Source organism: Sphingomonas sp. ERG5 (assembly GCF_000803065.1).
Lineage (GTDB): Bacteria > Pseudomonadota > Alphaproteobacteria > Sphingomonadales > Sphingomonadaceae > Sphingomonas.
This window is the reverse complement of record NZ_JSXI01000063.1, coordinates 144,521-170,183: the sequence shown is the minus strand read 5'-3', so window position 1 is coordinate 170,183 and position 25,663 is coordinate 144,521. Positions and strand designations below refer to the sequence as shown.

General features: G+C 64.4%; 31 protein-coding genes. 16 read left to right on the top strand and 15 right to left on the bottom strand.

From position 1 onward, the window contains the following. The first annotated feature begins 10 nt into the window (after positions 1-10). Positions 11-1,294 carry a glycoside hydrolase family 130 protein gene (locus tag OO12_RS20535; RefSeq protein WP_034160685.1) on the top strand — a complete coding sequence of 428 codons (1,284 nt, stop codon included), beginning with the start codon at positions 11-13 and terminating at the stop codon, positions 1,292-1,294. Positions 1,295-1,339: 45 nt separating this feature from the next. Here OO12_RS20535 and OO12_RS20530 read toward each other — a convergent pair whose 3' ends face one another. From OO12_RS20530 to OO12_RS20520, 3 genes are all read right to left on the bottom strand, one after another. After that, positions 1,340-3,334, bottom strand: coding sequence for an OPT family oligopeptide transporter (locus tag OO12_RS20530; RefSeq protein WP_034160580.1), 1,995 nt, complete (start codon positions 3,332-3,334; stop codon positions 1,340-1,342). A gap of 146 nt (positions 3,335-3,480) precedes the next feature. Beyond that, complete coding sequence (locus OO12_RS20525) at positions 3,481-3,759, bottom strand: hypothetical protein (protein WP_160296863.1); 279 nt, start codon at positions 3,757-3,759, stop codon at positions 3,481-3,483. Between the two features lie 109 nt (positions 3,760-3,868). Then, entirely contained in the window at positions 3,869-4,576 is a 708-nt protein-coding gene (locus OO12_RS20520; RefSeq protein WP_034160578.1) for a Crp/Fnr family transcriptional regulator, read from the bottom strand. A gap of 70 nt (positions 4,577-4,646) precedes the next feature. On the opposite strand from OO12_RS20520, the gene OO12_RS27625 reads away from it, so the two are divergent. From OO12_RS27625 to OO12_RS20510, 3 genes are all read left to right on the top strand, one after another. Next, the gene (locus OO12_RS27625; RefSeq protein ID WP_082006683.1) at positions 4,647-4,865 is read left to right on the top strand and encodes a hypothetical protein; all 219 of its coding nucleotides are present in this window, start codon (positions 4,647-4,649) and stop codon (positions 4,863-4,865) included. A 182-nt stretch (positions 4,866-5,047) separates the two neighbouring features. Next, entirely contained in the window at positions 5,048-5,308 is a 261-nt protein-coding gene (locus OO12_RS20515) for a YjhX family toxin (RefSeq protein ID WP_034160577.1), read from the top strand. 119 nt (positions 5,309-5,427) lie between these two features. Next, the gene (locus tag OO12_RS20510; protein ID WP_235364916.1) at positions 5,428-5,628 is read left to right on the top strand and encodes a hypothetical protein; all 201 of its coding nucleotides are present in this window, start codon (positions 5,428-5,430) and stop codon (positions 5,626-5,628) included. 2 nt (positions 5,629-5,630) lie between these two features. On the opposite strand, the gene OO12_RS20505 is transcribed toward OO12_RS20510, so the two are convergent. From OO12_RS20505 to OO12_RS20480, 6 genes are all read right to left on the bottom strand, one after another. Further along, on the bottom strand, positions 5,631-5,966 hold the full coding sequence (locus OO12_RS20505; RefSeq protein ID WP_034160575.1) for a DMT family protein: 336 nt from the start codon (positions 5,964-5,966) through the stop codon (positions 5,631-5,633). Positions 5,967-6,006: 40 nt separating this feature from the next. Further along, the gene (locus tag OO12_RS20500) at positions 6,007-6,678 is read right to left on the bottom strand and encodes a hypothetical protein (RefSeq protein WP_082006682.1); all 672 of its coding nucleotides are present in this window, start codon (positions 6,676-6,678) and stop codon (positions 6,007-6,009) included. A gap of 93 nt (positions 6,679-6,771) precedes the next feature. Beyond that, complete coding sequence (locus tag OO12_RS20495) at positions 6,772-7,212, bottom strand: ExbD/TolR family protein (RefSeq protein WP_052216107.1); 441 nt, start codon at positions 7,210-7,212, stop codon at positions 6,772-6,774. Between the two features lie 64 nt (positions 7,213-7,276). Next, positions 7,277-7,873: a YdeI/OmpD-associated family protein gene (locus tag OO12_RS20490; RefSeq protein WP_034160573.1), complete on the bottom strand. Its 597-nt coding sequence runs from the start codon at positions 7,871-7,873 to the stop codon at positions 7,277-7,279. A 76-nt stretch (positions 7,874-7,949) separates the two neighbouring features. Next, complete coding sequence (locus OO12_RS20485) at positions 7,950-8,282, bottom strand: hypothetical protein (protein ID WP_034160572.1); 333 nt, start codon at positions 8,280-8,282, stop codon at positions 7,950-7,952. A gap of 95 nt (positions 8,283-8,377) precedes the next feature. Next, on the bottom strand, positions 8,378-9,616 hold the full coding sequence (locus tag OO12_RS20480; RefSeq protein ID WP_052216131.1) for a multidrug effflux MFS transporter: 1,239 nt from the start codon (positions 9,614-9,616) through the stop codon (positions 8,378-8,380). 132 nt (positions 9,617-9,748) lie between these two features. On the opposite strand from OO12_RS20480, the gene OO12_RS20475 reads away from it, so the two are divergent. Together OO12_RS20475 and OO12_RS20470 are read left to right on the top strand one after the other, a co-directional pair. Then, complete coding sequence (locus OO12_RS20475) at positions 9,749-10,105, top strand: DUF3597 domain-containing protein (protein ID WP_034160570.1); 357 nt, start codon at positions 9,749-9,751, stop codon at positions 10,103-10,105. A 66-nt stretch (positions 10,106-10,171) separates the two neighbouring features. Next, on the top strand, positions 10,172-10,684 hold the full coding sequence (locus OO12_RS20470; protein ID WP_034160569.1) for a hypothetical protein: 513 nt from the start codon (positions 10,172-10,174) through the stop codon (positions 10,682-10,684). 46 nt (positions 10,685-10,730) lie between these two features. On the opposite strand, the gene OO12_RS20465 is transcribed toward OO12_RS20470, so the two are convergent. Next, positions 10,731-11,081: a winged helix-turn-helix transcriptional regulator gene (locus tag OO12_RS20465; RefSeq protein WP_034160568.1), complete on the bottom strand. Its 351-nt coding sequence runs from the start codon at positions 11,079-11,081 to the stop codon at positions 10,731-10,733. Between the two features lie 106 nt (positions 11,082-11,187). On the opposite strand from OO12_RS20465, the gene OO12_RS20460 reads away from it, so the two are divergent. From OO12_RS20460 to OO12_RS20440, 5 genes are all read left to right on the top strand, one after another. Continuing rightward, positions 11,188-11,898 carry a glutathione S-transferase family protein gene (locus tag OO12_RS20460; RefSeq protein WP_034160567.1) on the top strand — a complete coding sequence of 237 codons (711 nt, stop codon included), beginning with the start codon at positions 11,188-11,190 and terminating at the stop codon, positions 11,896-11,898. 71 nt (positions 11,899-11,969) lie between these two features. Beyond that, the gene (locus OO12_RS20455) at positions 11,970-12,923 is read left to right on the top strand and encodes an isopenicillin N synthase family dioxygenase (protein ID WP_034160566.1); all 954 of its coding nucleotides are present in this window, start codon (positions 11,970-11,972) and stop codon (positions 12,921-12,923) included. 10 nt (positions 12,924-12,933) lie between these two features. Then, on the top strand, positions 12,934-13,800 hold the full coding sequence (locus tag OO12_RS20450) for a helix-turn-helix domain-containing protein (protein WP_052216106.1): 867 nt from the start codon (positions 12,934-12,936) through the stop codon (positions 13,798-13,800). Between the two features lie 68 nt (positions 13,801-13,868). Then, entirely contained in the window at positions 13,869-14,288 is a 420-nt protein-coding gene (locus OO12_RS20445; RefSeq protein ID WP_034160565.1) for a VOC family protein, read from the top strand. A gap of 356 nt (positions 14,289-14,644) precedes the next feature. Then, positions 14,645-15,934, top strand: coding sequence for a homoserine dehydrogenase (locus tag OO12_RS20440; RefSeq protein ID WP_034160564.1), 1,290 nt, complete (start codon positions 14,645-14,647; stop codon positions 15,932-15,934). Between the two features lie 30 nt (positions 15,935-15,964). Here OO12_RS20440 and OO12_RS20435 read toward each other — a convergent pair whose 3' ends face one another. The 5 genes from OO12_RS20435 to OO12_RS20415 all read right to left on the bottom strand — a co-directional run bounded on the left by OO12_RS20435 (position 15,965) and on the right by OO12_RS20415 (position 18,671). Continuing rightward, positions 15,965-16,336: a hypothetical protein gene (locus OO12_RS20435; RefSeq protein WP_034160563.1), complete on the bottom strand. Its 372-nt coding sequence runs from the start codon at positions 16,334-16,336 to the stop codon at positions 15,965-15,967. 39 nt (positions 16,337-16,375) lie between these two features. After that, on the bottom strand, positions 16,376-16,861 hold the full coding sequence (locus tag OO12_RS20430) for a hypothetical protein (protein ID WP_052216105.1): 486 nt from the start codon (positions 16,859-16,861) through the stop codon (positions 16,376-16,378). After that, on the bottom strand, positions 16,858-17,220 hold the full coding sequence (locus OO12_RS20425; protein ID WP_034160562.1) for a hypothetical protein: 363 nt from the start codon (positions 17,218-17,220) through the stop codon (positions 16,858-16,860). Before OO12_RS20425 ends, OO12_RS20430 begins: the two co-directional genes overlap by 4 nt. Before the next feature lie 76 nt (positions 17,221-17,296). Beyond that, complete coding sequence (locus OO12_RS20420) at positions 17,297-17,725, bottom strand: CoA-binding protein (RefSeq protein WP_034160561.1); 429 nt, start codon at positions 17,723-17,725, stop codon at positions 17,297-17,299. Position 17,726: 1 nt separating this feature from the next. Further along, entirely contained in the window at positions 17,727-18,671 is a 945-nt protein-coding gene (locus OO12_RS20415) for an Mrp/NBP35 family ATP-binding protein (protein ID WP_034160560.1), read from the bottom strand. A 70-nt stretch (positions 18,672-18,741) separates the two neighbouring features. Here OO12_RS20415 and hflK point away from each other — a divergent pair, with 70 nt between their 5' ends. The 5 genes from hflK to OO12_RS20390 all read left to right on the top strand — a co-directional run bounded on the left by hflK (position 18,742) and on the right by OO12_RS20390 (position 25,433). Beyond that, positions 18,742-19,911: a protease modulator HflK gene (gene hflK / locus OO12_RS20410; protein ID WP_034160559.1), complete on the top strand. Its 1,170-nt coding sequence runs from the start codon at positions 18,742-18,744 to the stop codon at positions 19,909-19,911. Then, the gene (hflC, locus tag OO12_RS20405; RefSeq protein ID WP_034160558.1) at positions 19,908-20,771 is read left to right on the top strand and encodes a protease modulator HflC; all 864 of its coding nucleotides are present in this window, start codon (positions 19,908-19,910) and stop codon (positions 20,769-20,771) included. The genes hflK and hflC overlap by 4 nt, the downstream gene beginning before the upstream one ends. A 97-nt stretch (positions 20,772-20,868) precedes the next feature. Continuing rightward, the gene (locus OO12_RS20400) at positions 20,869-22,404 is read left to right on the top strand and encodes a Do family serine endopeptidase (protein ID WP_034160681.1); all 1,536 of its coding nucleotides are present in this window, start codon (positions 20,869-20,871) and stop codon (positions 22,402-22,404) included. Between the two features lie 100 nt (positions 22,405-22,504). Next, positions 22,505-24,169, top strand: coding sequence for a helicase HerA-like domain-containing protein (locus OO12_RS20395; protein ID WP_034160557.1), 1,665 nt, complete (start codon positions 22,505-22,507; stop codon positions 24,167-24,169). 31 nt (positions 24,170-24,200) lie between these two features. Continuing rightward, positions 24,201-25,433, top strand: a complete 1,233-nt coding sequence (locus OO12_RS20390; protein WP_034160680.1) for a M20 metallopeptidase family protein — start codon at positions 24,201-24,203, stop codon at positions 25,431-25,433. Positions 25,434-25,663: the final 230 nt, after the last annotated feature.

The window sequence follows — 25,663 nt, the reverse complement described above, 5'->3', positions numbered from 1 at the left end:
GAGGCTGATCTTGGTCGATATTTTTCGTCACTCGTTGCGGCTCTATGCCGATCCGTCGCGCGTCGTGGTGCGGCCCTTCCATCTCGCCTGGGGCGGGAATGGCGGGCACCGCACCGAACGGCTGGTGCGCGAAGTGCTCGACATGGACACGGCGCAGACCCGCGCCGAACTCGAAGCGGTGCTGAAGGATTTCGAGGCGCGCCACTGGCAGACGCGGCGTGTGTTCATGACTCGCTATGATGAGATCGAGCAAATGCTCGGCCTCGACGGCACTGAGATCGGCGATGAGAAGCGTCAGTTGATCGGCGCCTATTTCTGCCACGAGTACAGCTATGCCGCCGCCGCGCTGATGAACCCCAGCGCGGTGCCGCATTTCGACCAGTCGGGCATGCCCAAGGGGTCGATGCGCATCCTGATGTCCTTACGCGCGGTGGGCGAGGGGCATATCTCCTCGGTCGCCTTTCGCGAGGGGATCATCACCGCGAAGAACGAGATGAAGCTCGCACCCGAGCCGCCTTTCGCCACCGCGACCGACGCGGTCGGGATGGACGAGGAAGAGATCCCCGAGGGACCGATCACCGTTTATCGCCACCGCGATTCGACCTTGTCGGGCACAGTGATCTTCCCGATCACCGCCGCCCAGTCCAAGGGGCTGGAGGATTTGCGTCTGGTCCATTTCACGCATGAAGATGGCAGCGTCGAATGGCTGGGCACCTATACCGCCTATAATGGCTCGAAGATTCAGTCGGAGCTGCTGCGTACGCGCGACTTCCGCGCCTTCGACCTGGTGCCGATGACGGGCGCCGCGTCGCGCAACAAGGGGATGGGCCTGTTCCCGCGCAAGGTGAACGGCCAATATATGATGATCGGGCGGCAGGACGGTGAGAATCTGTTCCTGATCAAATCCGACACGCTGACGCATTGGGACGAAGGCGAGAAGCTGCTCGAGCCGCATTATCCCTGGGAGCTGGTGCAGATCGGCAATTGCGGCCCGCCGATCGAACTCGACGAGGGCTGGCTGCTGCTGACGCATGGCGTCGGCGCGATGCGTAAATATTCGATCGGCGCGGTGCTGCTCGACAAGGATGATCCGTCCAGAGTGCTGGGTCGCACCAGCCAGCCGATCCTCGCCGCCGCCGATCAGGACCGTGAGGGCTATGTGCCCAATGTGGTTTATAGCTGCGGGGCGATCCGCCATGGCGAGACGCTGTTCGTGCCCTATGGCGTGGCCGACAGCTCGGTGGCGTTCGCGTTCATACAGATCAAGGAATTGCTGGCGGGGATGACGCGCTAGCCGGTACCGTCATGCTGACGCACGTTCAGCATGACGGCGGGCTGGTCACCGCGCCAGCGATTTGGTCCGATTGTACAGCAGTGCAATCAGCGCCGCGAAGAGCAGCGGCGCGGCATACATCGCAATCGGCTCGAATCCCGCACCGACCACGGCGAGCGGTGCATCGATCGGCGGCATCGGCGGCGGCGATCCGCGATTGAACCAGGCGACGATGCCGGCGAACGCCACGCCGAACAGGCTTTCGCCGACGATCAGCCCGGTTGCCGCCAGCGTGCCCAGCCGCTCCGCGAATCCGGGATTGGACGAGCGTTTCGCCCAGCGATCGTAGAAATGGCCGATCACCGCGCCGATCGGGATCAGCAAGGTGAGCGCCATCGGCAGATAAATGCCCATGCCGACCGCGAGCGGCGGCAAGCGCATCTTGCCGGTGCGACCGAGCAGTTCGTCGATGATGATCACGACCACGCCGATCCCGGCGCCGATCGCGATCAGGCTCCAGTCGAGGTCGCCGCCGAGCACGCCCTTGGCGAGCGACGAGATCAATGCCGCCTGCGGGGCGGACAGCGCATTGGGGCCGGCGCCCGGCATGCCGACAAAGCCAAGCGTGTCCTTCAGCAGATCGAGCACCCACGGAATGACCAGCGAACCGAAGATCACGCCCATGACCAACGCGACCTGCTGTTTCCACGGCGTCGCACCGACCAGTTGCCCTGTCTTCAGATCCTGGAGATTGTCGTTGGAGATGGTCGCGACCGAAAAGATGATCGCGGTGGTGAACAACGCATAGGCGATCAGTGCATTGGTGCGCGCGACGTCGGTCGAATAGCCGAAGATCGCCACGAGCAGCAGCGATGCGCCAAGCACGGCGAGGATGCCGACGCCCGAAACCGGCGAATTCGATGCCCCGATCAGCCCGGCCATATAGCCGCAGATCGCAGCGATCAGGATGCCGACGATCAGGATGTAGAGCAACGTGCCGCCGATCACCGCGAGCGGATAGTCATGCACCGGGCCACCGGCGGAAAAGCTCCACAACAGCCATGCGATCGGCGGCAGGGTGAGCAGGATCGACGCGCCGACGATACCGATCGGCAGATCGCGCTCGGTCAATTCCAGTGTGGAACCCTCGGCGCGCGCGCGCGATGCAGCCATGGCTGAGCGCAGCCCGCCGATGATCGGCCCGATGATACGTAGCAACGACCAGACCGCGGCCACGCCGATCGTGCCCGCGCCGATGAAACGCACCTGGCTGCGGAATACGGTGTTGACCACGGCGTCGACCGGATCGGCAAAGGCGTTGAACGAGGTGAGATACGGTACCAGCCCGGCCCAGGAGATGATCAACCCGAAGAACATCGCCGCGCCGACCGACAGGCCGACAAGATGGCCGACGCCAATCAGCGCCATCGAATAGCTGGTCGAAACGCCGGTTGCACTGCCGCCGATCTTGAAATTCTTCGCCGCTTCGGACGCGACCAGCTTCATCGATGCGAGCAGCGCAAAAATGGCCGAAATCGCTGATCCGAGGATGATGACGCGCAGGCCCTTGGCATTCTCGACATCGCCCTCGACGGATCCGGAGCCCACCTTCAGCACCTCGGCGGCCGCGACGCCTTCGGGATAGGGCAGGTCCGATCCGGTGACGAGCGCGCGGCGCAGCGGAACGGAGAACATCACGCCGAGAATACCACCCACCGCGCAGACCGCGACGGTCGTCCAATAGGGGAAACCGGTCCACCAGCCGACCAGGATCAAGCCGGGCAGCACGAAGATGATCGCCGCCAGCGTGCCTGCCGCCGAGGCGATCGTCTGGACGATGTTGTTCTCCAGGATGTTCGAATTCTTGAAGAAGCGCAGCACCGCCATCGAGATCACCGCCGCCGGGATCGAGGTTGCGAAAGTCAGGCCGACTTTTAGCCCGAGATAGACATTGGCCGCGGTGAACACGATCGTGATCAGTGCGCCGAGGATGATGCCGCGGATGGTGAGCTCGGCGAGTGGGCGACTTGTGGTTGAGGTTGTGGCGGGGGCGGTGGCCATAAGGATTACCCTTGAGAAGATGGGGCGAGGATGGGGAGGATGCCTGGGATCGCTGCCGTGGTGGCACAAGCCGGCGGCGAGGGGACGAGGGGGCAAAGCGTCATGCCGCACCGTGGCACAATCGCGACACCTAGTGACAGGATTTTTTAGCGTTGCGCCATCCGGGTGAGCGGCGCGCGATCTGGCCGCGCGGCAGCGCATGTGCCGCTATTATGGCACCGGGCGAGTCTGGTTCCAACGACGGCAGGCGCCCTGGGGTCGGCCGTCATGCTCGCAACCAGCCGCTCGAACCGCGCCCGGTCGGTCCAGTCGATGCCCTGACCGATCACAAACCCCGCACCAAGGTCGAGAATCGCGATGCTGGCCAGACCGGGTCGCCAGAACCGTTTGCGCCGCAACAATGACGCGGCACTTCCATCGCGCACGCGCGGCGGCCTGTGGCGAAACGCCTGATCGTGCCGCATGGTCCCGCGCGCCCTTCTTTTGGGTATATCCCTAACCAGGCACTGGTAACCGGAGTGCTAAAGGGTGCGATCAATCGAAGAAAAGATAGCCGGTATCGAACCCGGCAAAGTCCTTCAACGCAGCCCAGTCGAGGATCTTCACCAGACCCTGGCGGAATTCGACCAGCCCCTGTTCGCGCAATTGGCGCAGCATGCGGTTGGCATGGACTGCGGTCAGCCCGGTCGCATCGGCCAGGTCGATCTGCGTCACCGGAAAGTCGAACTCCAGGCCGCGCGTCATGCCGATCCGTTCAAGGCGGGTGAACATTTCGCAGAACAGATGCGCGAGCCGCGCGGCGGCGGAGCGGGCGCCGACCGAGACGATCCATTCGCGGTTGATCGCCGCATCGACCAGAGTCGATCGCCACAGCAATTCGGTCAGCGCCGCCGATCGCTCGGTCAGCGCACGGATCGCGGCATGCGGGAACGTTGCGATCGTCACCGGGGTCAGTGCCGCGACCGAATGTTCGAGGCGCTTGAGCGGATAGCTGTGCAAGTCGACGAAATCGCCCGGCACATGGATGGCAAGGATCTGGCGACGCCCTTCGGCGGTATCCTTGAAGCGTTCGATGAAACCGTTGAGCAGCAATGTGCACTGCGTCAGCGGCGTCTGTTCGCGTACGATAATGCGCTTGGCGGCAAAGTCCTGAGTGCGGGCACATGCCGCCTCGAGCGCACCGGCATCCTCTTCGGTCAGGATCGGTGTGCGATGAGTCTGCAGGAACAACCGAGTGATCATGAAACCCTCCAGCGCCGGAACACATGGCGCGATCTGACGTTAATAGCCTCTAACGTTTGGAGAAAACAGCGTGACCAGCAAATCTCCTCACGATACGCCCACTGAGGCCACGGCGGAACAGGGCGAGGTGATGCTCGACGGACCGGACGGTCTCGCCGTGTCGCTAACGCCTGATGCGGCAAGGCGATCCGCCGAGCGCATCGCGCGTGCGGCGCGCGAGGCGGGAAACCAGTCTCGTACGGTCGAGGCGAGTACCGGCAGCGCGCCGATTGACCGTCACCGGCTATAGATTCTATACGGTCCGCGTTCACCCCGGAGTGGTTCATGAAGGAAATTGTCGCCCGCTGATCGCCGACCCGGAGCATAGCTTCCGGTGGATCGGCATCGTGCGTCGCATCGCCCGTCCGGCACTTTCCCGGTCGGGTGGATTGCCGCGTCGGGCCAACCCCAGATCCGGGGTCATGATTTCCAATGAATATCTCGAAATACGAACAGCGCGTGTTGCACGCGCTGGCTCAGGGTGGACGCATCGTTCACCGCTGGGACGAAGACGGCAAACGCATCGTCGCGACCGACTGTTTCACGCGTGAAGGACACCGCCTGGCGGATTGCTCGCTCGCGCTGTTTCGCCGCTTGCGCCGCCGCGCATTGATTGCGAGCATGGGCGGGCAGCCCTATCGCATCACGCGCCTCGGCCTGGCCGCGGTGCGGTCGCAACTCGATAACCGCTGACTATGGGGCGTTGATCGTGGAACGCTGAGCGCAGGGGCCGGGCGGCAACATCCGGCCCCCAAGCGTTAACCGCCCGTGCGAGCGGCCTGTTAACCGTACAGGCGTAAGGCGGCATGATGATGTTCAGCCGCCTCTTCCGCAGCCGATGGGCCGCGCTCTTTTGGGCGTGCGGCATATTATGGACTGCGGTGGATGTCGCGGGCTATGCGCCCGCCGCGAAGCCGGTATCCGCCGATAATGGCGGCGAAGATGCGCTGGGCGACGCGGTCAACAATAGCGACCTCATGATTCTCGCCAATTCGATGCGATCGGGCGGCTAGGGCTATTTCCCCGCGAACAGGAATGCGACCGCACCGACCAGGCAAACCAGTGCGCCGAGATGGCGCCAGCCGACCGGTTCGCCCAGCACCGTCACCATGAAAATGCCGAAGACGAGGAGCGCGATTGCCTCCTGCGTCACCTTCAACTGTCCGCCACTCCAACCGGCGGCATAGCCGAACCGATTGGCGGGCACGGCCAGGCAATATTCGAACAGCGCGATGCCCCAGCTGATCAGGATGACCAGCAGTAACGGCTTCGCCATCCCACCTTTCAAATGCCAGTACCAGGCAATGGTCATGAAGATGTTGGATGCGACCAGCAGCAGGATCGTCGGCATTGCCCTAAGTCTCCGGCGTGCCGGAGGAGATCATCCGGCCCTAGGGTTTCGGCTTGATGTCAGCGCTCTTGATATGCCAGCTTTTTTGCGCCGGCGTCGCGCCGTCGATGTCGCCGACGCGGTGCAGGGTCACGCTCCCGAGCATATATACCGGCTTGGCGCCTGCCTTCAGCCGACCATAGATTTGTACCGGCACGGTGACATAGCGCTGGCCTGCGCCGGCATCCACATCGCCGGGTGCGCCGATATTCGCGTGATACTCGCTATATTTGGCGAAGCTCGCGGCAAAGGCATCGGCACCCATGCCCGATTCCTTGCCGCCATCGCCCCACAACGCCCAGGCCTGACGGTATTTCCCCTCGCCGAGCAGGGCATAATAGGTTTGCACGACATTCGCCGCGCCCTGTGCGCTGTCGGGGGTGAAGGGCGCTTCGGATACAGGTGTGCGATCGTCGGGCAGTCCGCCGGGTTCCCCCGGCGCGGGCGGATTGAGCGGCTCGATCGCGTTGCCTGGAGTGGCCGTCGGCGCTGGCACTGATCCCGGTGCATCCGCCGCGACATTCGACGCGTCATCGACCGAATTGGCGGCATAGCTGTCGATACTGTTTTGCGCCTGGCTGGCCGCCGAATTGATGTCGACGGTGTTTCCGGGCGGTTCGGCTGCGGGCGCGCATCCGGCTAGCAACAAGGGCAGCACGAAAAGCGGGCGCATGGCGGACCTCGTCATGAGTCTGGGAAGGGATCATCTTAACGAAGATCAATCCCTCCCAGTTCCGTCAAATGCGTCGAACTGCGGCCGGAAGTTTCAGAGGTCGCCAAACTTGGCGTAGCGCTCATTGCCGACAAAGCCGAGCCGGGTCACGCCGGCGCGTTTGATCGTCGCCAGCGTCTGGTCGAACCGCTCGTAGCGCGCGGTGGCAGCGGCGCGAATCTGCAACTGGGCATTGTCCTCTTTCATGAATCCGGCCAGCCGCGCGGGCAGCGCCGCATCGGCGATCGGCGCGCCGTCCCAGGTCAGCGAACCATTGGCGTTGAGATCGATGCGGTGGATGGTCACGGTAGCGGGGTTAGTGATAATGCCCTGCGGCAGGTCGACCGGCACCTTATGCGTCATGATCGGGATGGTCAGGATCATCATCACCAGCAGGACGAGCAGCACATCGATCAGCGGCGTGATGTTGAGGTCGGAAAAGGGCTCGGTATTTTCACTGCGAGCCGGACCATATTTTATCGCACGAGCAGCCATGGCATCCTCCTGTCTGACAAAAGATGTTACAACGTAACATACTCTTGCCGGCCCGCAAGAGGGTTCAGCAATTCTCATATTTCCAGTTGCGGCGTTTGCCTTCGCGCAGCCATCCGATCGTTTCAGCGGTGCGTTTCGCCCTGGTTTCCGGGCGCTTGGCGTCGCCGATCCATTCGCAATATTCACGGCGGCAGCTTGGCGGAAAAGCATTGAACGTCGCGGCTGCAAAGTCGTCATCGGCCAGCGCTTCGGCCAGCTCGGGTGGCACCTCCGCTTCAGGCTTGGGTGGTCGCGCAGCGCGAGTCCGCCCGCCGGCGCCCGCATCGACCAGCGCCGCCGCTTCTCGGATCAACGCATCGAAGACGGCCTCATCGGGCAGGTCGCCAGTCGCGGTGAGCTTGCCGAACTGACCCATCGCCTCGCCCTCGCGTCCGGTGGCCAACGCCTCGCGCTTCCAGAATCCGAAGCTCGCATGCGCCTTGAACGCTGCCATCCCGGCGAGCGGTTTGCCATGGTACATGAAGCTCGGCATGCCCCATTTGATCGTCTCCTCAACCTCGGGCAGCACGGCATGTAACCGCGTGCGGCACCAGGTGAGAATCGGCTGAGCAAAGGGTGCGCAAGCGGTGATATAGGTATCGACGCGGGGATCGCTGGGCATGGCAATGCTCCTGTTGCGACCGCCATGCTGGACCGATGAGGCGGGCGCGGTCAATCCGCGCCGCGCCGCTATGACCTCAGGGTTTCAGTGCCACATCATCGGCATCGGAGAGCGAGTCGTCATCAGCCAGGGTACCGCTTTCGAAATCTTCCTGCAGATCGTCCTCATCGTCATCGTCGTCGTCGCTGACATCCTCGTCATCGTCTTCGCCGACCTCGTCGCTGCTCATTTCGAGTTCGTCGTCTTCCTCGTCATCGCCGGTGTCGGGGATCAGGTCGGTCAGGATCGTGCCGTCGCTCGGCCCGTCGCGCGTGAATTCCAGGATTTCGGCGCGCTGACTTTCGTCATAGCCTTCTTCTTCGAACCCGTCGTCGCCGGTGCCGTCGCCCGGTACCTGATAGCCGCCCATAGTCATCTCTCGTCTCCCGTCCGACATGATAGCCGGTTGAAGTAGCGAACGGTAGGGCAGGGGTCAGAGTTCCGTCGGCATGCGACGAGCCACACTTAACTGGGACGAAACAGCCGTCCGCGCTCGACCACCGCGACGATCGCCAGTGCGACCAACCCAGCGGAGAAGAAGCCGATATAGAGCGGCACCGTCGAGCCGTCGAAGCTCTGCCCGATCAATGCGCCGAGCAGCGCGCCCGCGGTGACGGTGATGAATCCCTGCACGCTGGAGGCAGTGCCGGCGATATGACCCATATTCTCCATCGCCATTGCGCCGAAATTTGCCGTGGCGAGGCCGAAACAGCCCATCATCAGCGCCTGAAGGATCGCGAAGCTCCACAGCGTTTCATACCCTGCCCAGGCGATCAGCAGATGCGTGCCGGCGAGCAGGATCAGGACGGTCAGCGCGGTGTGCGAAATACGCCGCGTGCCGACTCGCATCACGATGCGGGAATTGAGCAGGTTGGCGAGCGCCATCGTGCCGGCGGTCACCGCGAAGACGATGACCAGCAGGTCGGGGCGGTGGAAGGTGTCGAACAGGATTTGCTGGATCGAATTGATATAGCCGTACAGCCCGCCGAGCAGCGCGGTCGAGGCGAGCGTATAGCCGATCGACCAGCGATCGGTGATCGCCAGACGGAATCCGCCGAACAGCCGCGCCGCCGACAAGGGCATCCGATCCGCCTCGTGCAGCGTCTCGGGCATCCGCCACCAGAACCAGATCAGGATCGCGGTACTGACTGCGGCGATACCCCAGAAGATCAGCCGCCAACTGCCGGCCAGCAAGACCGCTTGGCCGAAGGTCGGCGCGATCACCGGTGCTGCCATGAAGACGATGAAGGCCAGGCTCATCACCCGCGCCATCGCCCGGCCCGAATAGCAATCACGTACCAAAGCGACGGTCACCACGCGCGACGCGGCGATCGCCGTTCCGCCGATGAAGCGCGCGACCAGCAACAGCATGAAGCTGCCCGAAAAGGCCGCGATCACATTGGCGATGACATAGGCGGCGAGTGCCACGCCAAGCACCGGTTTGCGGCCATAGCGATCGGCGAGCGGACCATGGACGAGTTGCGCGGTACCGAAGCCGATCAGGAAGACGGTAATGATGAACTGGCGCTCATTGTCGGTCGCGATGGCGAGCGACTGGCCGATCGCGGGCAGCGCCGGCAGCATCGAATCGATGCCGAGCGCGGTCAGCGCCATCAAGCCCGCGATCAGCGCGACGAATTCGCGGAAACCGAGTGGTGGCGTATCGCGCTGGCGCGTTTCGGGGCCGGGCTGAGTCGCGTCCATGCGCATGCCCCTCGCAGATGCGGCACGGGAGGTCACCCCCCGATTATGTCCCACGGAACCGGCGCGCCATGCCGATGATTATGGTATCAGGCCGGCAGGACCACCCTGACGGTCCTCAAGGAGGAGACGGACATGAGCATATTCGGCGCAATCAAGGACGCCATTTTCGGTCATGAAGAAGCGGCGCCAGCTCCGGCTGCCCCCGCCGAAGCAGCTGCCCCGGTTGAAGCAGCACCGCCGCCGCCCGCCAAACCGGCTCCGTCGCGCGAAGCGATCGAAGCCGTATTGGCCGACCGTGCCGCCGCGCGTGGTGAAACACTCAACTACAAGACCTCGATCGTCGATCTGATGAAGGCGCTGGGCCTCGATTCAAGTCTCGATGCCCGCAAGACGCTCGCCACCGAACTCGGTTATACCGGCGATCAGGACGACACCGCGACAATGAACATCTGGCTGCACGAAAAGACCATGGAACGACTGCTCGGTTGATCGCTTGACGAATGCCATGGCGGGTCTGTAGTGTGTTGCTCTGATATAACACTCTGGAGGCTCGCCATGCTTCGCACATTCGCTGCTGCGCTGATTCTCGCTTTACCTCTGGCTGCCTGCGATTCGGGCGGGGACGGCACGACGATCTCGATCAACGCCTCCGGCACTGACGGCAATATGGTCGCCGGGGTCGATAAGGATGGGCAGGTATCGGTCAACGTCCCGGGCTTCTCCGGCAAACTCAAGCTGCCCAAAATGAAGCTCGACGCCGGGGATTTCGATCTCAACGGTGTGAAACTCTATCCCGGATCGACCATCTCGGCGATGAACGTCGACGCCAAGGACGGCGGCAAGGGGGGCACCGATTCCGGCCGGGTGCGGATCAGCTTTGACAGCCCCGGAACCCCGAAAGCGGTGCAGGACTGGTTCCTGCAGCGGCTCAACAAGGATGCCGGCTTCAAGGTCAAGGTGGACGGCACCGGGCTGACCGGCACGACTGAAAAGGACAAGCCGTTCAAACTCGAGCTCGCGCCGGTGGGCGCCGATCACGCCAAGGGCACGATCCTGCTCAGCGACTAGGCGGTTGGCACGAAAACGGGGCGGATCAATCCGCCACGGCGCAGCGTCAGGCGTCGATCGCAATCTTGGGCGCGGGCAAATCGCTGCCCGCCTGAAGGTTTTCCCACCAGCCGCCGATCGCATCGATCAGTGGTACCAGCCGCCACCCGGCCTCGGTCAGCGCATAATCGACGCGCAGCGGATAGCCGTCATGCTCGGTACGGCGCACGATCCCCGCCGCCTCCAGCTTGCGCAGTTCGAGCGCCAGAATGCGATGCGAAACGGTTGGATTGTCGCGCTGCAGGTCGCTGAACCGCTTGGTGCCCTCTTTCAGATAATAAAGCAGCAGCGTCGGCCAGCGGCCGCTCAGGACTTGCATCGCCCCGGCGATCGGGCAGCGCGAGACGACATGTTTCATGGGCGCTCCGTCTGGTTACAAAATTGTGCGTAATTTACTTGGGGCGGAGAGATCCTAGATCAAGCGTCGCTGCGCAGCGACCCGCTTACATCATCAGGAAAATCCAATGGACCCGATACTCGTCTATGGCTTCCCGCTGGGAAGCTCGATGGGGCTCGTCGCCGCGTTCGAACTGCTCGGCCAGCCCTATCACCTCACACGCGTCGACATGCTCGCCGATATGAAGAATGACGCCTATGCGCGCCTCAACCCGCGCCAGGAAACCCCGGTTCTGGTCATGGACGACGGGCATGTACTGACTGAGACCATGGCGATCGCGGCCTGGCTCGAGGCGCGCGATACAGACCGCCGGATCAGCTTTGCCGCCGGAACGCCCGATGCCGATCGCATGCATCAGTGGATCGGCTTCATCAACAGCGGCTTCACCGGCGCGTTCAGCCCGTTATGGGCCGCACTCGAAATGAGCCCGCCCGACCCGGACTTGCAGGCGGCGTTGCGCCGCTACGGGCGACAGGCGGTCGCCAACCGTCACGCGAAGCTTGAGGCGGCGATCGGCGATACGCCGTTCCTGGTTGGCGACCGGCCCACTTTGGCCGATCTGGTGCTGATCGGCGTGGCGCGCTGGGCCGAATTCCACCAGGCGATCGACTCGTCGGACTATCCGCGACTGGCGGCCTTGCGCAGTCGGATCGAGGCGCTTCCGGCAGTCCGCTTCGCTGTGGCGATCGAGGATGACGAAGGCCCTGCAGGCTCGGGCGCCATGCTCGGGCAGGTGCCGCTCGATGACGTGATCGAGCGCTTCGGTATCCCGGCCTGAGGAGCGAGGCTGTTCGTTCGGCGTTGGGCTTGTTATCTAGGTCGATTGAAGCCCCATACGGACGAACAGCCATGCTCGATACTCCCGCCGCTCAGGTGCCCGCGCTCTCGCTCAACGACGAGGCGGCCGACCCGAAAGCCTTTGCCGCGGCGCTTGGCGGATCGTTCGAACGCTTCGGCTTCGCGGTGATCGCGGATCACGGCATTCCCGCCGATTTGATCGAACGCGCCTGGGCCGAAACCAGGACGCTGTTCGAGCTGCCCGAAGCGGAGAAGCGCAGCTATCATGCACCCGGTGGCGGTGGCGCGCGCGGGTATACCCCGTTCAAGACCGAAATCGCCAAAGGCGCGAGCGCGGTCGATTTGAAGGAATTCTGGCATGTCGGCCGCGAATTGCCCGCCGGGCATCGTTTTGCCGCGCAGATGTCGCCCAATGTCTGGCCGACCGAGCCGGCGGGGTTCAAGCCGGTGTTTCTCGAACTGTTCGAAGCGTTCGACCGTGCCGGGGACCGGCTGTTATCGGCAATCGCCCGCCATCTCGGCCTCGCGCCCAACTGGTTTGACCATGCCGTCGGCGACGGCAACAGCGTGCTGCGCTTGCTGCACTACCCGCCGATTCCCGCCAATGCCGAGGGCGTGCGCGCCGGGGCGCATGAGGACATCAACCTCATCACGCTGCTGCTCGGCGCGGAGGAGGCTGGCCTCGAACTGCTTGACCGCGACGGCAAATGGCTCGCGATCAAGCCGCCCGAGGGCGCGATGGTGGTCAATGTCGGCGACATGTTGCAGCGGCTGACCAATCACGTCCTGCCCTCGACGACGCATCGCGTGGTCAATCCGCCGCCCGAACGCCGTGGCGTGTCGCGCTACTCGATGCCGTTCTTCCTTCATCCGGCGCCCGATTTCCTGATCGAGACGCTGCCCGGCTGCGTCGATGCCGATCATCCCAATCGCTATCCGACCCCGATCACCGCGCACGATTATCTGCATGAGCGGCTGGTCGAGATCGGCCTGGTCAAGAAGTGAGTGGTTCGGGGTGCCCGGCGCGCGCCTGACCCGATTCGATGTGCATGACGATGGCGTCAATGCCTGGAGCATGGCGCATATCGCGCCGCCACCGGCGCTCGCCGGGCTGATCAACGGCTATTGCGATTATACCGAGCGCACCGGCGGCTTTACCGCCCGGCGGGAATTGCCGCATGGCGAAGGGGTGCTGATCGTCAATCTCGGCGATCCGATCACCATCATCGGCGGCGACGGCAACATCCTCGAGCTCGGCATGGGCGAGGCTTTTGTAGCGGGGGTTCATCTTCAGCCCGCGCTGTCGCGGTCGAATGGTACGCAGTGCGGCATGCATGTCTTCCTGCCGCTCACCACGCTGCGGCGGTTGCTCGGGGTGCCGATGCATTTGCTGCTCGACCGGGTGGTGCCGCTCGACGCGGTGCTGGGACCGGCCGCACGACAGCTTGGCATGGAGTTGGTCGAGGCGCGATCGCGCGACGCGCGGATCGCGTTGCTCGATGCGGCGCTGGTGACGCGCATGGCTGAGACCCGACCGCTTGCCGCGATCAACGACCATGCCCTGGCGCTGGTGAGTCACCGCCCTGATCTCGATTTGCGCACGGTTGCCGATATGGTCGGCTGGAGCCGCAAGCATCTGGCCGACCGGATTCGGGACAATGTCGGCATCGGCCCGCGCAGCTTCCGCCGGCTGTTACGATTCCACCGCGTAACGCGCATGGTCAGCGCCATGCCGGATCCCGACTGGGCGGGATTGGCGCATGATATCGGCTATTGCGACCAGTCGCACCTGATCCGCGAATTCCGCGAATTTGCCGGGATTACGCCCAGCACATTTGTCGCCCGCTTGCTCGGGGAGAGCGGCGGGTTGGTCGAGCATTGAGGTGCGTTTGATCCAATACGCCGTGCGAGAGCCCGGCTAGGCCCTCCCGGTAACCCGAGGAGCTTGCCATGCGACACGAACTGATTCCCAATTTGCGCTATGCCGATGCGGCGCGTGCGATCGCCTTTTTATGCGACGCGTTCGGTTTCACGCGCCACGCGGTCTTTGCCGACGATGCGAACCCGGCCCTCATCCACCACGCTCAGCTGCTCTGGCAGGACCGGATGATCATGCTGTCGTCGGTCGTGGACAGCCCCTTTGCGCAGGGCGGCCGAATCACCACCGTTGCCCAGGCTGGCGGCGCGACCATGTCGCTCTACCTGATCGTCGCCGATGTCGATGCGCATGCCGATCGCGCTCGCGCGGCGGGCGCGGAAATCTTCCTTGAGCCGGTCGACCAGGATTATGGCGGGCGCGGTTATTCGGCGCGAGACTTCGAAGGCAATGTCTGGAGCTTCGGCAACTATGATCCATGGGCCGCCGTTTAGGGCATCGATCGCTTGATCCGATCCATCGGTGCTGAGCGGAGATCGCTTGTGAAGCGATACCAGCCGCGCGGATGCGCCATCGCCCGGGCAACGCCGATGTTCCCGAAACTCCGCTTGCCCGGTATCTGGTGATGTAAAATCCATATTAAGTAGCTGATTTATAACGAACTATACTGGAATTCTCGCCGGACGGCGGCAGAGGAGATATGTTACATCTACGGTGTAACATATCTCCCGCCACGCGTTCCCCAGCCCTCGCATAGGCTTCTGATATCGCGCTCAAGGCTCCGGCCGCGCGACGATGGCTTGCCTTGGCGGAAAGATCGGTTAGGCCGCGCCCGGAAAGGGTGGCCCAAATGACCAAACCGCTACGCATCGCGCTCGCTGGACTCGGCACTGTCGGCGGGGGCGTGATCCGACTGATCGATGCGAATGGAGCGCTGATCGCGCGGCGCGCGGGGCGCCCGATCGAGATCGTCGCCATTTCCGCGCGTGATCGCGCCAAGGATCGTGGCGTCGACCTGTCGCGCTTTGCCTGGGTCGATGACACGGCGGCGCTGTCGCATCATGACGATGCCGATGTTGTGGTCGAACTGATCGGTGGTTCGGATGGTCCCGCGCTGGCGTTGGCGCGCTCGACGCTTGCGGCGGGCAAGGGCTTCGTGACCGCCAACAAGGCGATGATTGCGCATCACGGCCTCGAACTCGCCCGCGCCGCCGAAAAGGCCGGCGCCGCGCTGAAGTTCGAAGCGGCGGTCGCGGGTGGCATTCCGGTGATCAAGGGCTTGCGCGAAGGCGCGGCGGCGAACGAGATCGCGCGCGTCTATGGCATTCTCAACGGCACCTGCAATTTCATCCTTTCCAAGATGGAGGCCGAGGGCCGCGACTTCGCCGAAGTGCTGGCCGAGGCGCAGGCATTGGGCTTTGCCGAATCCGACCCGACCTTCGACATCGACGGCATCGACGCCGCGCACAAACTGTCGATCCTGTCGAGCATCGCCTTCGGCACGCAGCCGGCCTTTGGCGATGTGGTGGCGAACGGCATCCGTCACGTCATCGCCGCCGATATCGCCGAGGCCGCGGCGCTCGGCTATCGCATCCGCCTGCTCGGTTTCGCCGAGGATGGCCCGCATGGCCTGTTCCAGCGCGTCCATCCGCATCTCGTGCCGGTCAGCCATCCGCTCGCCCATGTCACCGGCGCGACCAACGCGGTGGTCGCGGAGGGCAATTTCGTCGGCCGCTTGCTGTTTCAGGGCGCCGGTGCGGGTGACGGCCCGACCGCGTCCGCCGTGGTCGCTGACCTGATCGATATCGCGCGGGGCGAATATGGCCCGGCGTTCGCGATGCCCGCCGACGCGCTCGCCGCGCATCAGGCCGCGGACAGCGGCGATCGGCGCGCGCGCGCCTATGTGCGCTTCACCGTGACCGACAAGGTCGGCGTGCTGGCGGAAATCGCCGCGGCGATGCGCGATGCCGGCGTATCGATCGAAAGCCTGATCCAGCGTGGCGCAATGCCCGATGGCAGTGTGCTCGTCGCGATCGTGACGCATGAAGGGCCGGAGCGCAGCGTGGCGCAGGCGCTGGAGAAGCTGCGCGGATCGCAAAGCCTGGTCGGTCAGCCGATGTGGATGCACATCCTCAACTGATCGGGCTCAACTGATCGGGCCGGTTGAGGTCTATTTCGCACCGGTCGGCAGGAAATCGGCGCGCAGCACTGGTCTTGGTCTGGAGAGGCAGACCTTCGAGCCGATTACTTCGCAATCGCTGCCGTCCATCTTGACGGCGCGATCCTTGGACGAAGGTCCGATCGCCGCAAGGTCGGTCGACAGGCGATAGGGCGATTGCTTCTTCGCCGCGCAGCCCGGCAGGATGCTGCCGGCGCATTCATTGACGCTCAGCCGGGCAGGAATGCTGATCGGCAGCCGTCCCCGGGCCGAACGCCGGGCACGGCGCTTGGCGACCGTCACGATGACGGGTTTGCGGGCATGTCGTGGTGGCAGGGCAGTGGTGGGAGCGGTGGCCAGCAACAGAAGCGATAGAATGACCACGACAATTTCCAGTTCGACCCAAGCTTCATGCTAATCGTTTCAATCGCCGCTTGGTTGCGTCGCATCGTTCTTTTCCCTGGCTTTTCCCGGGATTGCTGGCGTGGCGACCGGGGCTGGATCATCGAGTGGGATGGGCACGCGTCCGGACTTGTCGGGATGCCTGGCAAGCGCGCCCTGGGCGAGCCCGACCAGGCCCTGGACGATCGGCATGATCGGCGGCCCGAAGCCTACCGTGCAGCCACGCATTTCCGTGGCGCAGGGCGCGGTACTTGCCGCAAGCGCACCAGCGCCGGTGCGGTTTGGGTTTGAAGGGCGGGGGCCATCGGGGACGGCTTCATCAGGTAATGGCAGACGCTGTGAGGGCAGCGGATCGGCGCAGACCAGGATGTCGTCCCCCTTTGCCGCCGGGCGACAAGGTTCGTTCGCGACCGGCACCAGGATCGACCAGCTTTGCGGGGCATCGGCCGCGACGGGCTTCTCTTCGGGAGCGGGGGCCGCCTGGAGCAGGAGCGCCAGCAGAATCATGGCGCGATCGGCCGTTCGCCGCCGAGTTGCACGCCGCGAGTACCGACCGTTACGCCGGCCATGCCGCATCCGACGAGGAAGCTCGATTTCTCAGCGCAATTGTTGCTGCGCGCCAGCAATCGTTCGCGTTCCGCCGGGACGCCTTCATTCTTGGGGTCACCCGGATCGGGCTCGATCAGCGGCACGCGGAAATTATCCGCGCGGCGGCGATCACAGACCTGTATCTCGTCCGGATCGGTCGATGCGGCGCAACGCGGGCCAGCCATGGTCAATGCGCGATACTGCTCGATCGCGGCGTCGGTGGGCGCCGCACTGGCGGGGCTTGCCTGGATCAGCACCAACAACAACACGCCCAGCATGACATCGCCTCCGGCCAGCGCGCAGAATGCACGCCGTCGGGACGGATGCAAGCCGGTTCGTCCAGATCCTGTCGGTTCAGCTCCGCCTGGCGACGCCGAGCCTGGGGATTTCAATCGCCGGGCAACGATCCATCACGACTTTCAGTCCAGCCGCCTCGGCCCGTGCCGCAGCCTCCTCGTTGATCACGCCGAGTTGCATCCACACCGCTTTTGCGCCCACCGCGATCGCCTGGTCGACCGCTTCGCCGGCGGCGGCCGAGTTGCGGAAAATGTCGACCATGTCGATCGGGTCGCCGAGCTGGTTCAGTTCGCGGAACACGAACTCGCCATGGATATGCTCGCCGGTGATCTGCGGATTGATCGGGATGACGCGGTAGCCATGCTCCTGCAGCATCGCCATCACGCCATAGGAAGGGCGATTCGGCCGGTCCGACGCCCCGATCAGCGCGATGGTTCGCGTCTCGTCGAGCAGGGCCCTGATATCCTCATCGCTGGTCAACGGCACATCAGCCTCCTTTGGGTATCCAGTCGAACACGCGCTGGCTCACTTCGGCAAACGCAGTGGTTTCGCCTGCGTTCCCCGCATCGGACGCGGTCCGGATGGCGATATCGAGCGGTATGCGACCGAGGAAGGGAATGCCCAGCTCCGCTGCCGCCGCTTCGGCGCCGCCACGTCCAAACGGATCGGAGATTTCACCGCATGACGGACAGGCATAGCCGGCCATATTCTCGACCAGCCCGATGATCGGCACGCCTGCCTTGACGAACAGGTCGATCGCGCGACGCGCGTCGATCAGCGCGAGGTCCTGCGGGGTGGAGACGATCACCGCGCCGGTCGGGCGGTATTTCTGCACCATGGTCAGTTGCACATCGCCGGTACCGGGGGGCAGGTCGATCACGAGGGTGTCCTGCGCGGCCCAATTGCCGTCGAGCATCTGGCCGAGCGCGCCGGCGATCATCGGTCCGCGCCAGGCAATCGCCTGATCGGGCGCGACGAGCTGGCCCATCGACAGCATCGGCACGCCGTGAGGGGTCGGCACCGGTTGCAGCACCTTGTCGCGCGCGGTCGGTTTCGATCCTTCGACGCCCATCAGCTTGGGCTGGGACGGGCCATAGATATCGGCATCGACCAGCCCCACCTTGCGCCCCAGCCGCTGCAGCCCGATCGCCAGGCTGGCCGAGACGGTCGACTTGCCGACTCCGCCCTTGCCGCTGGCCACCGCGATCAGGGTGCGGATGATTCGCTGGCTGGTCTGGGCGATTCGCACCGTGGCGACGCCCGCGACCCCCTCGGCAGCCGCGCGCACACGGCGTTCCAGCTCATCGCGCGATGGCTGATCCAGGCCAGTGACATTAAGGATGATGCTGGCGCGATCTCCTTCGATTCTGGCGGTTGCGCGGGGGCCTGCAACGGGCGCCAGCGCGGCGTCGAGCGCTACTTCTTGGGTCATTGTCGGTCAGATAGGGGCGTTAAGGGCGCTTGCCACTGTTTTTCCGCGGCCACACACCTATAAAGACGTTATGACGATCCTTTCCGGCTGGTTGCAGCGTTTCACTATTCTCAATTCCGATCGACCGAAAAGCCCTTGGGGCGGGTCGGGCGGTGACAATGGCGGTTCCGGGGGCGGTTCCGGAGGCGGGTCCGGGAGCGGCTCAGGCGGCGACGGCGGCCCGCGCAATCCCTGGTCGGTGCCTCCTGGCGGCACGCGCGGTCCCAAGCCGACCGCGCTCGACGAATTCCTCAAGCGCGCCAAGGGCGGCGGTGGTGGCGGCGGCTTTGGCGGCGGGGCTCCGCGCTTTCCGGGTTCGCCTGGTGCGGGCAAGCTATGGGGCATCGGCGCCGGGCTGATCGTGCTGTTGTGGATCGCGTTCACCAGCTTCCATCAGATCGGTCCGCAGCAACGTGGTGTCGTCACCTGGTTCGGCCGTTATGCCGGCACGCTTGAGCCCGGCATTCGCCCGACGCTGCCATACCCGATCGCCTCGGTCACCAAGGTCGATGTGCAGAAAATCCGGCTGGAGGATTTCCCCGAAGGATCGGGCGGCGAGAATCTCGTGCTGACCGGCGACCAGAACATCATCGATCTGGCCTATTCGGTCCGTTGGGACGTATCGAACCCGCAGGACTATAGCTTCCAGATCCGCAACCCGCAGGAAACCGTACGCGCCACCGCAGAAAGCGCGATGCGCGCGGTGATGGCGACGACCACGCTGGATGAAGCGATCGGCGCCGGGCGTGGCACGATCGAAGGCCGGGTGCAGGAGTTGATGCAGAACGTGCTCAACGAGTATAATAGCGGCATCCGTATCCAGGGCGTGGCGATCAAGCAGGCGCAGCCGCCTGCCGCCGTATCCGAGGATTTCAAGGCCGTTTCCGCGGCGCAGCAGGCGGCGCAGGGCAACATCAACCTGGCACGCGGCTATGCGCAGCAGCAACTGGCCTTCGCCCAGGGTGAGGCGACCTCGTTCGACAAGGTCTATGCGCAGTACAAGCTCGCCCCCGAGGTGACGCGTCGACGCATGTATTACGAGACGATGGAGGGTGTGCTGGCCAAGAGCGACAAGACGATCGTCGAGGCGCCGGGCGTGGTTCCCTATCTGCCGATCCCGGGCGGCACGCGTCGCTTGCCTGAAGCTCAGACCACGGCGCCCGCCGCCCAGGCCGCACCCGCGACAGGAGGCAGCCAATGAGCCGTTTGTTCCGTAATCCGATTACCCTTGGCTTCCTCGCGCTGGTCCTGCTGATCCTCGCGGCGAGCACGTTCGCGATCGTACCCGAGACCAAGCAGGCGGTGATCCTGCGTTTCGAGAATCCGGTGCGGACGATCAATCGCTGGCAGCCCAATCAGCCTTTCGGACGCACCGGCGCCGGCCTCATCGCGCGCGTACCGTTCATCGACCGGTTGGTTTGGGTCGACAAGCGGGTGCTCGATGTCGATCTCGACAATACCCAGGTGCTGTCGACCGACCAGTTGCGGCTCTCGGTCGATGCCTATGCGCGCTTCCGCGTGGTCGATCCGCTGCGCATGGTGGTGACTGCCGGAACCGAGGACCGCGTCGGCGATCAGCTGCGCCCGCTGCTGGGTTCGGCGCTGCGCAACGAACTCGGCAAGCGGCCCTTTGCCGCTTTGCTCAGCCCCGAGCGTGGCCAGGTGATGGATAATATTCAGGCCGGATTGCAGCGCCAGGCGACCCAATATGGCGTGCAGATCGTCGATGTCCGGATCAAGCGCGCGGACTTGCCGGACGGCAGCCCGCTCAACAGTGCGCTCGACCGGATGAAAACGGCGCGTCAGCAGGAAGTGGCGACGATTACCGCGCAAGGTCAGAAGACCGCGCAGATCATTCGCGCAGAAGCCGACGCCAATGCAGCCAAAATCTATGCCGAAGCGTTCAACAAGGATCCGGACTTCTACGACTTCTACCGCGCAATGCAGTCCTATCGTTATACCTTCGGGGTCAATAACGACGGCAAACCGCGGGGGGAGACGTCGTTGATCCTGTCGCCGAACAATGCATATCTGAAGGAATTCCAGGGCCGCGGCCGCTAAGCCAAAGCTTTCATCGCGTTCATATTCAATCGCCGTTCAGAATGGGAATCCCAGAAATGGGATCCTGCCGACCGGCAATCGAGAGGAAATGACCCAAGTGCGTTACGCTTACGCCATCACCGGTGCCCTGCTGCTGAGCGGCACTGCCGCGACCATGATGTTCCAGCCGACCGCCTCCGCGCAGACTGCGCAGAACGAACCCGGCGCGATCGAGGCGACTGTTCCCAAGCCCGGTGCGCCGATGAGCTTTGCCGATATGGTCGCGCGGCTCCAGCCCGCTGTCGTCAACATTTCGACGACGCAGAAGATCACGCAACAGGCCTCGGGCAACCCGTTCGAAGGCACGCCGCTCGGGGATCTCTTCGGCCAGTTCAATGGCGGCCAGGGCCAGAGCGCGCCGATCACGCGTGAGGCGCAGTCGCTCGGCTCGGGCTTCGTCATTTCGCCCGACGGTTATGTCGTGACCAACAATCACGTGATCGCGCCGGGCGCCAAGGGCGCGACGGTCGAATCGATCAAGGTGATCATGCCCGACCGCAAGGAATATGTCGCCAAGCTGATCGGCCGCGATCCGGCGTCGGATCTCGCGGTGCTCAAGATCGAAGGCACCAACCTGCCGTTCGTGAAGTTCGGCGATTCGACCAAGGCGCGCGTCGGCGACTGGGTCGTGGCGATCGGCAATCCGTTCGGGCTCGGCTCCACCGTCACCGCCGGCATCGTTTCGGCGCTGCACCGGGTGACCGGGTCGGGTGGCGCCTATGACCGCTTCATTCAGACTGACGCCGCGATCAACCGCGGTAACTCGGGCGGGCCGATGTTCGACCTGTCGGGCAACGTCATCGGCATCAATTCGCAGATCCTGTCGGAGACGGGCGGCAATGTCGGCATCGGCTTCGCAATCCCTGCGGAAGAGGCGCAGCCGGTCATCAACACGCTGATGAAGGGCGGCGCCATCAAGCGCGGCTATATCGGCGTGAGCATTGGCGGTCCGGTCGATGAGAATGTCGGCGCCGCACTGGGCTTGCCGAAGAATCAGGGCGAACTGATCGCCCGCGTCGAGCCCGAGGGCCCTGCGGCCAAGGGCGGCCTGAAGGCCGGCGACGTGGTCGTCCGCGTCAACGACAAGGCCGTGACGCCCGATCAGACGCTGTCGTACCTGATCGCCAATGTTACCCCGGGACAGCTCGCGCGGCTCGACGTGATTCGCCAGGGCAAGCCGGTCAAGCTGACGATAACGGCAGCCAACCGGCCGACCGAAGATCAGCTGGCGGCGATCGCCGGCGGCGGCAACGACGGACTGCCGGATGAGGATGACAGCCCCGGCGTTCAGGCGCCGACAGCGACCCCGCTCGGTCTGAACGTCGTGCCGCTGACCCCGCAGATTGCGCGGTCGATCGGTGTCGATTCGACGATCCAGGGTGTGGTTATCGCGCAAGCCAGCCCCGCGACCGATGCGGGCCAGAAGCTGAAGCGCGGCGATGTGATCCAGTCGGTCAACAATGTGGCGGTGCGCACATCGGCCGAGCTGGCGGCGCAGGTCGCACAGGCATCGACGGCCGGCCGTCCGCAAGTGTTGCTGCTGGTCACGCGCGGCCGGCAGACCAACTTCATTCCGGTGAAGATCAAGAACTGAGCTTGAGAAATTCCTCCCCGGGCACGTCCCGGGGAGGACATCCCGTCTTCCCCCTCACCGGCAAACGCGCAATAGTCGCTGCCGTAGCTGAGGAGCGATCATGACGGACGGACCTATCTTCATCGGCAGCGGCCCCGGCGGCGAGCATCCTCAGCAGCTCGAGCTGAAGCGCGCCAATCGCCACGGCCTGATCGCCGGCGCGACCGGCACCGGCAAGACCGTGACGCTGCAGGGCATCATCGAAGGCTTCTCCGCGCGCGGCGTGCCGTGCTTCGTCGCCGACGTGAAGGGCGATCTGTCGGGCCTGGCCATGGCCGGCTCCGCACTGACCAAGACGCACGAGATCTTCGCCGCCCGCGCGAAGGAGATCGGCTATACCGACTGGGCCTATGCCGACAATCCCGTGCAATTCTGGGATCTCTATGGCGAGCAGGGCCATCCGATCCGCACCACGATCAGCGAGATGGGCCCGCTGCTGCTCGCTCGCCTGATGGACCTGAACGAAGTGCAGGAAGGCGTGCTGACCATTGCCTTCCATGTCGCCGACAAGGATGGCCTGCTGCTGCTCGACCTTGACGATCTGCAAGCGATGCTGGCGCATTGCGCCGAGCGCGCGGACGAGCTGACCACCACATATGGCAATGTCTCGAAGCAAAGCGTCGGCACGATCCAGCGGTCATTGCTTCAGCTGCGCAGCCAGGGCGGCGAGCATTTCTTCGGCGAGCCCGCGCTCGACCTGGACGATTTCATTGGCGTCGACGACAAGGGCAGGGGGATCGTCAACATCCTCGCCGCCGACAAGCTGATGGCGAGCCCGAAACTCTATTCGACCTTCCTGCTGTGGCTGATGAGCGAATTGTTCGAGCACCTCCCCGAGGTCGGCGATCCGGACAAGCCCAAGCTGGTCTTCTTCTTCGACGAAGCGCATCTGCTGTTCGATGCCGCACCCAAGGCGCTGCTCGAGAAGATCGAGCAAGTCGTGCGGCTGATCCGGTCGAAGGGCGTCGGGGTCTATTTCATCACCCAGAACCCGATCGACATCCCCGACACGGTGGCCGGACAGCTTGGCAACCGCGTACAGCATGCGCTGCGCGCCTTCACCCCGCGCGACCAGGCAGCAGTCAAGTCGGCCGCCGAGACGTTCCGCGCCAATCCCGGCGTGAATGTCGCGACCGCGATCACCGAACTGAAGGTCGGCGAGGCGCTGGTTTCGCTGCTGCTGCCCGACGGGGCGCCATCGCCAGTCGAGCGCACGCTGATCAAGCCGCCTTGCTCCCGCGTGGGACCGGTCACGCCGGTCGAGCGCGGCGTGCTGATCCAGACTGATCCGATCGGCACCAAATACGACACTCTGGTCGATCGCGAATCCGCCGAGGAACTACTCGCGGTCAAGGCAACCGAGGCAAGCGCCGCCGCGGCTGAAGCCAAGGCCGATACCGACGCGGCTAAGGCGGCGGCGGTGCAGGCGAAGGAAGATGCGCGGCTGGCGCGTGAAGCGGAACGCCAGCGGCTCGCCGATCAGCGCGAGGCGGATCGCCAGGCGCGACTTGAGGCGCAAGCGCAGAAACAGGCCGAGCGCGAGGCGGCCAATTCGCCCTGGAATCGCGCGATCACCTCGGCGACGCGCAGCGCTTCGTCGGCGGTCGGGCGTTCGGTCGCCAATGAAGTGTCCAAGGCGGTGTTCGGCAGTTCGCGTGGCGCCGGATCGAGCATCGTCGGCGGGCTGGTGCGTGGCGTGTTGGGCGGCTTGTTCAGGGGGCGCTGAGCGACCCCGGCAGAGTATGAAGGAAGAGATGATGGATTTCACCAGCGATACCGCCACCGACTGGAGCGCCGTGGGCGAAGCGGAACTGGCCGATGTGGTCGAGCTGCGCCGCGCGATCCATGCCGATCCGGAGATCGGGCTGCACTGTCCGCGCACCGCAGACAAGATCAGGGCGGCACTGGCCGGCCTGCCGCTGGAGATTCGCGAAGGTGGATCGACCACCGGCTTTGTCGCGATCCTGCGCGGCGGGGCCGATCGGGGCGCCGGAAGCAACGGTCGCACCGTGCTGCTGCGCGGCGACCATGACGCGCTGCCGATGCAGGAAGAGACCGGACTGCCCTTTGCGAGCAAGGTCGCCGGGGCGATGCATGCCTGTGGCCATGACGCACACACCGCGATGCTGGTCGGCGCGGCCAGGGCGCTGTGCGCGCGGCGCGAGAGCTTGCCGGGCACGATCGTGTTCATGTTCCAGCCGGGCGAGGAAGGCCATCACGGCGCGCGCTTCATGATCGAGGACGGGCTGCTCGACGATCCCCGGCCCGAAGCGGCCTTCGCGCTGCACATTTCGCCCAACATCCCGGCGGGCACGGTGGTCAGCCGCACCGGCGCGCTGCTTGCCTCGACCGACACGCTGACCGCGACGATCACCGGGCGCGGCGGCCATGCGGCGATGCCGCATGATTGCATCGACCCGATCCCGGTCGCGTGCGAGATCGTCACCGCGCTGCAGACCTTCATCGCGCGGCAAATCCCGGTGACTGACCCCGCAGTGCTGACCATCGCCAAGATCAATGCCGGCAGCGCGCATAATATCATTCCCGGCGAAGCGACGATGCTCGGCACGCTGCGCACTTTGTCCGAGCGGACGCGCGCGACGATGCGCGAGGGGTTCGTGCGCATCGTCGAGAATATCGCCGCGGCGCATGGCGCGATCGGCGTCGCGCACATCGATCCGGGCTATCCGGTGACGATGAACGATGCGCGCGCGACCGAGCTGATGCGGTCCTGTGCGGTATCGCTGGGTGGCGAGCAGGCATGGCAAGTGATGCCGGCGCCGATGATGGGGGCGGAGGATTTCGCCTATGTGCTGCGCGACGTGCCCGGCGCGATGGCGTTCATCGGCGTGGCGCCCGAGGGCAGCGACGCGCGCACCAACCCGCCGCTGCACAATACCAAGATGACGATCCATGAGGATGCCCTGGCCCTGGGCGTGGCGATGCATTGTTCGCTGGCCGAGCGGTTCCTGAACGGCGGATTCGACTGAGCCGGGCCGGGCGTGCCGGCACCTGTTTTCGCCTGTTTTTCGCCGGAAATTTTTCCAGCCGGTCAAGTTGGAAATTCCGCGAGAGTTTTTTCTTGTTTTTGAAGCGGTTATGGGTCGGTCACCTGTTATTGAATAACAGGTCGATAACAGGTCGATAACAGGTGAAATAACAGGCGGGAAACAGGCGAACAGATAGCCTGTTCGTTCCGCCGATCATCGGTTTTTTCTTA

Excerpts from the sequence above, each read along its gene's own strand:
- OO12_RS20495 (WP_052216107.1), bottom strand. The coding sequence starts at position 7,212 with ATGGCTGCTCGTGCGATAAAATATGGTCCGGCTCGCAGTGAAAATACC.
- OO12_RS20515 (WP_034160577.1), top strand. The coding sequence starts at position 5,048 with ATGAATATCTCGAAATACGAACAGCGCGTGTTGCACGCGCTGGCTCAG.
- OO12_RS20490 (WP_034160573.1), bottom strand. The coding sequence starts at position 7,873 with ATGCCCAGCGATCCCCGCGTCGATACCTATATCACCGCTTGCGCACCC.
- OO12_RS20425 (WP_034160562.1), bottom strand. The coding sequence starts at position 17,220 with ATGCTGGGCGTGTTGTTGTTGGTGCTGATCCAGGCAAGCCCCGCCAGT.
- OO12_RS20475 (WP_034160570.1), top strand. The coding sequence starts at position 9,749 with ATGAGCATATTCGGCGCAATCAAGGACGCCATTTTCGGTCATGAAGAA.
- OO12_RS20465 (WP_034160568.1), bottom strand. The coding sequence starts at position 11,081 with ATGAAACATGTCGTCTCGCGCTGCCCGATCGCCGGGGCGATGCAAGTC.
- hflC (WP_034160558.1), top strand. The coding sequence starts at position 19,908 with ATGAGCCGTTTGTTCCGTAATCCGATTACCCTTGGCTTCCTCGCGCTG.
- OO12_RS20510 (WP_235364916.1), top strand. The coding sequence starts at position 5,428 with ATGTTCAGCCGCCTCTTCCGCAGCCGATGGGCCGCGCTCTTTTGGGCG.
- OO12_RS20470 (WP_034160569.1), top strand. The coding sequence starts at position 10,172 with ATGCTTCGCACATTCGCTGCTGCGCTGATTCTCGCTTTACCTCTGGCT.
- OO12_RS20520 (WP_034160578.1), bottom strand. The coding sequence starts at position 4,576 with ATGATCACTCGGTTGTTCCTGCAGACTCATCGCACACCGATCCTGACC.
- OO12_RS20480 (WP_052216131.1), bottom strand. The coding sequence starts at position 9,616 with ATGGACGCGACTCAGCCCGGCCCCGAAACGCGCCAGCGCGATACGCCA.
- OO12_RS20415 (WP_034160560.1), bottom strand. The coding sequence starts at position 18,671 with ATGACCCAAGAAGTAGCGCTCGACGCCGCGCTGGCGCCCGTTGCAGGC.
- OO12_RS20530 (WP_034160580.1), bottom strand. The coding sequence starts at position 3,334 with ATGGCCACCGCCCCCGCCACAACCTCAACCACAAGTCGCCCACTCGCC.
- OO12_RS20505 (WP_034160575.1), bottom strand. The coding sequence starts at position 5,966 with ATGCCGACGATCCTGCTGCTGGTCGCATCCAACATCTTCATGACCATT.
- OO12_RS20460 (WP_034160567.1), top strand. The coding sequence starts at position 11,188 with ATGGACCCGATACTCGTCTATGGCTTCCCGCTGGGAAGCTCGATGGGG.
- hflK (WP_034160559.1), top strand. The coding sequence starts at position 18,742 with ATGACGATCCTTTCCGGCTGGTTGCAGCGTTTCACTATTCTCAATTCC.
- OO12_RS20390 (WP_034160680.1), top strand. The coding sequence starts at position 24,201 with ATGGATTTCACCAGCGATACCGCCACCGACTGGAGCGCCGTGGGCGAA.
- OO12_RS20455 (WP_034160566.1), top strand. The coding sequence starts at position 11,970 with ATGCTCGATACTCCCGCCGCTCAGGTGCCCGCGCTCTCGCTCAACGAC.
- OO12_RS20395 (WP_034160557.1), top strand. The coding sequence starts at position 22,505 with ATGACGGACGGACCTATCTTCATCGGCAGCGGCCCCGGCGGCGAGCAT.
- OO12_RS20445 (WP_034160565.1), top strand. The coding sequence starts at position 13,869 with ATGCGACACGAACTGATTCCCAATTTGCGCTATGCCGATGCGGCGCGT.
- OO12_RS20440 (WP_034160564.1), top strand. The coding sequence starts at position 14,645 with ATGACCAAACCGCTACGCATCGCGCTCGCTGGACTCGGCACTGTCGGC.
- OO12_RS20430 (WP_052216105.1), bottom strand. The coding sequence starts at position 16,861 with ATGATTCTGCTGGCGCTCCTGCTCCAGGCGGCCCCCGCTCCCGAAGAG.
- OO12_RS20500 (WP_082006682.1), bottom strand. The coding sequence starts at position 6,678 with ATGCGCCCGCTTTTCGTGCTGCCCTTGTTGCTAGCCGGATGCGCGCCC.
- OO12_RS20485 (WP_034160572.1), bottom strand. The coding sequence starts at position 8,282 with ATGGGCGGCTATCAGGTACCGGGCGACGGCACCGGCGACGACGGGTTC.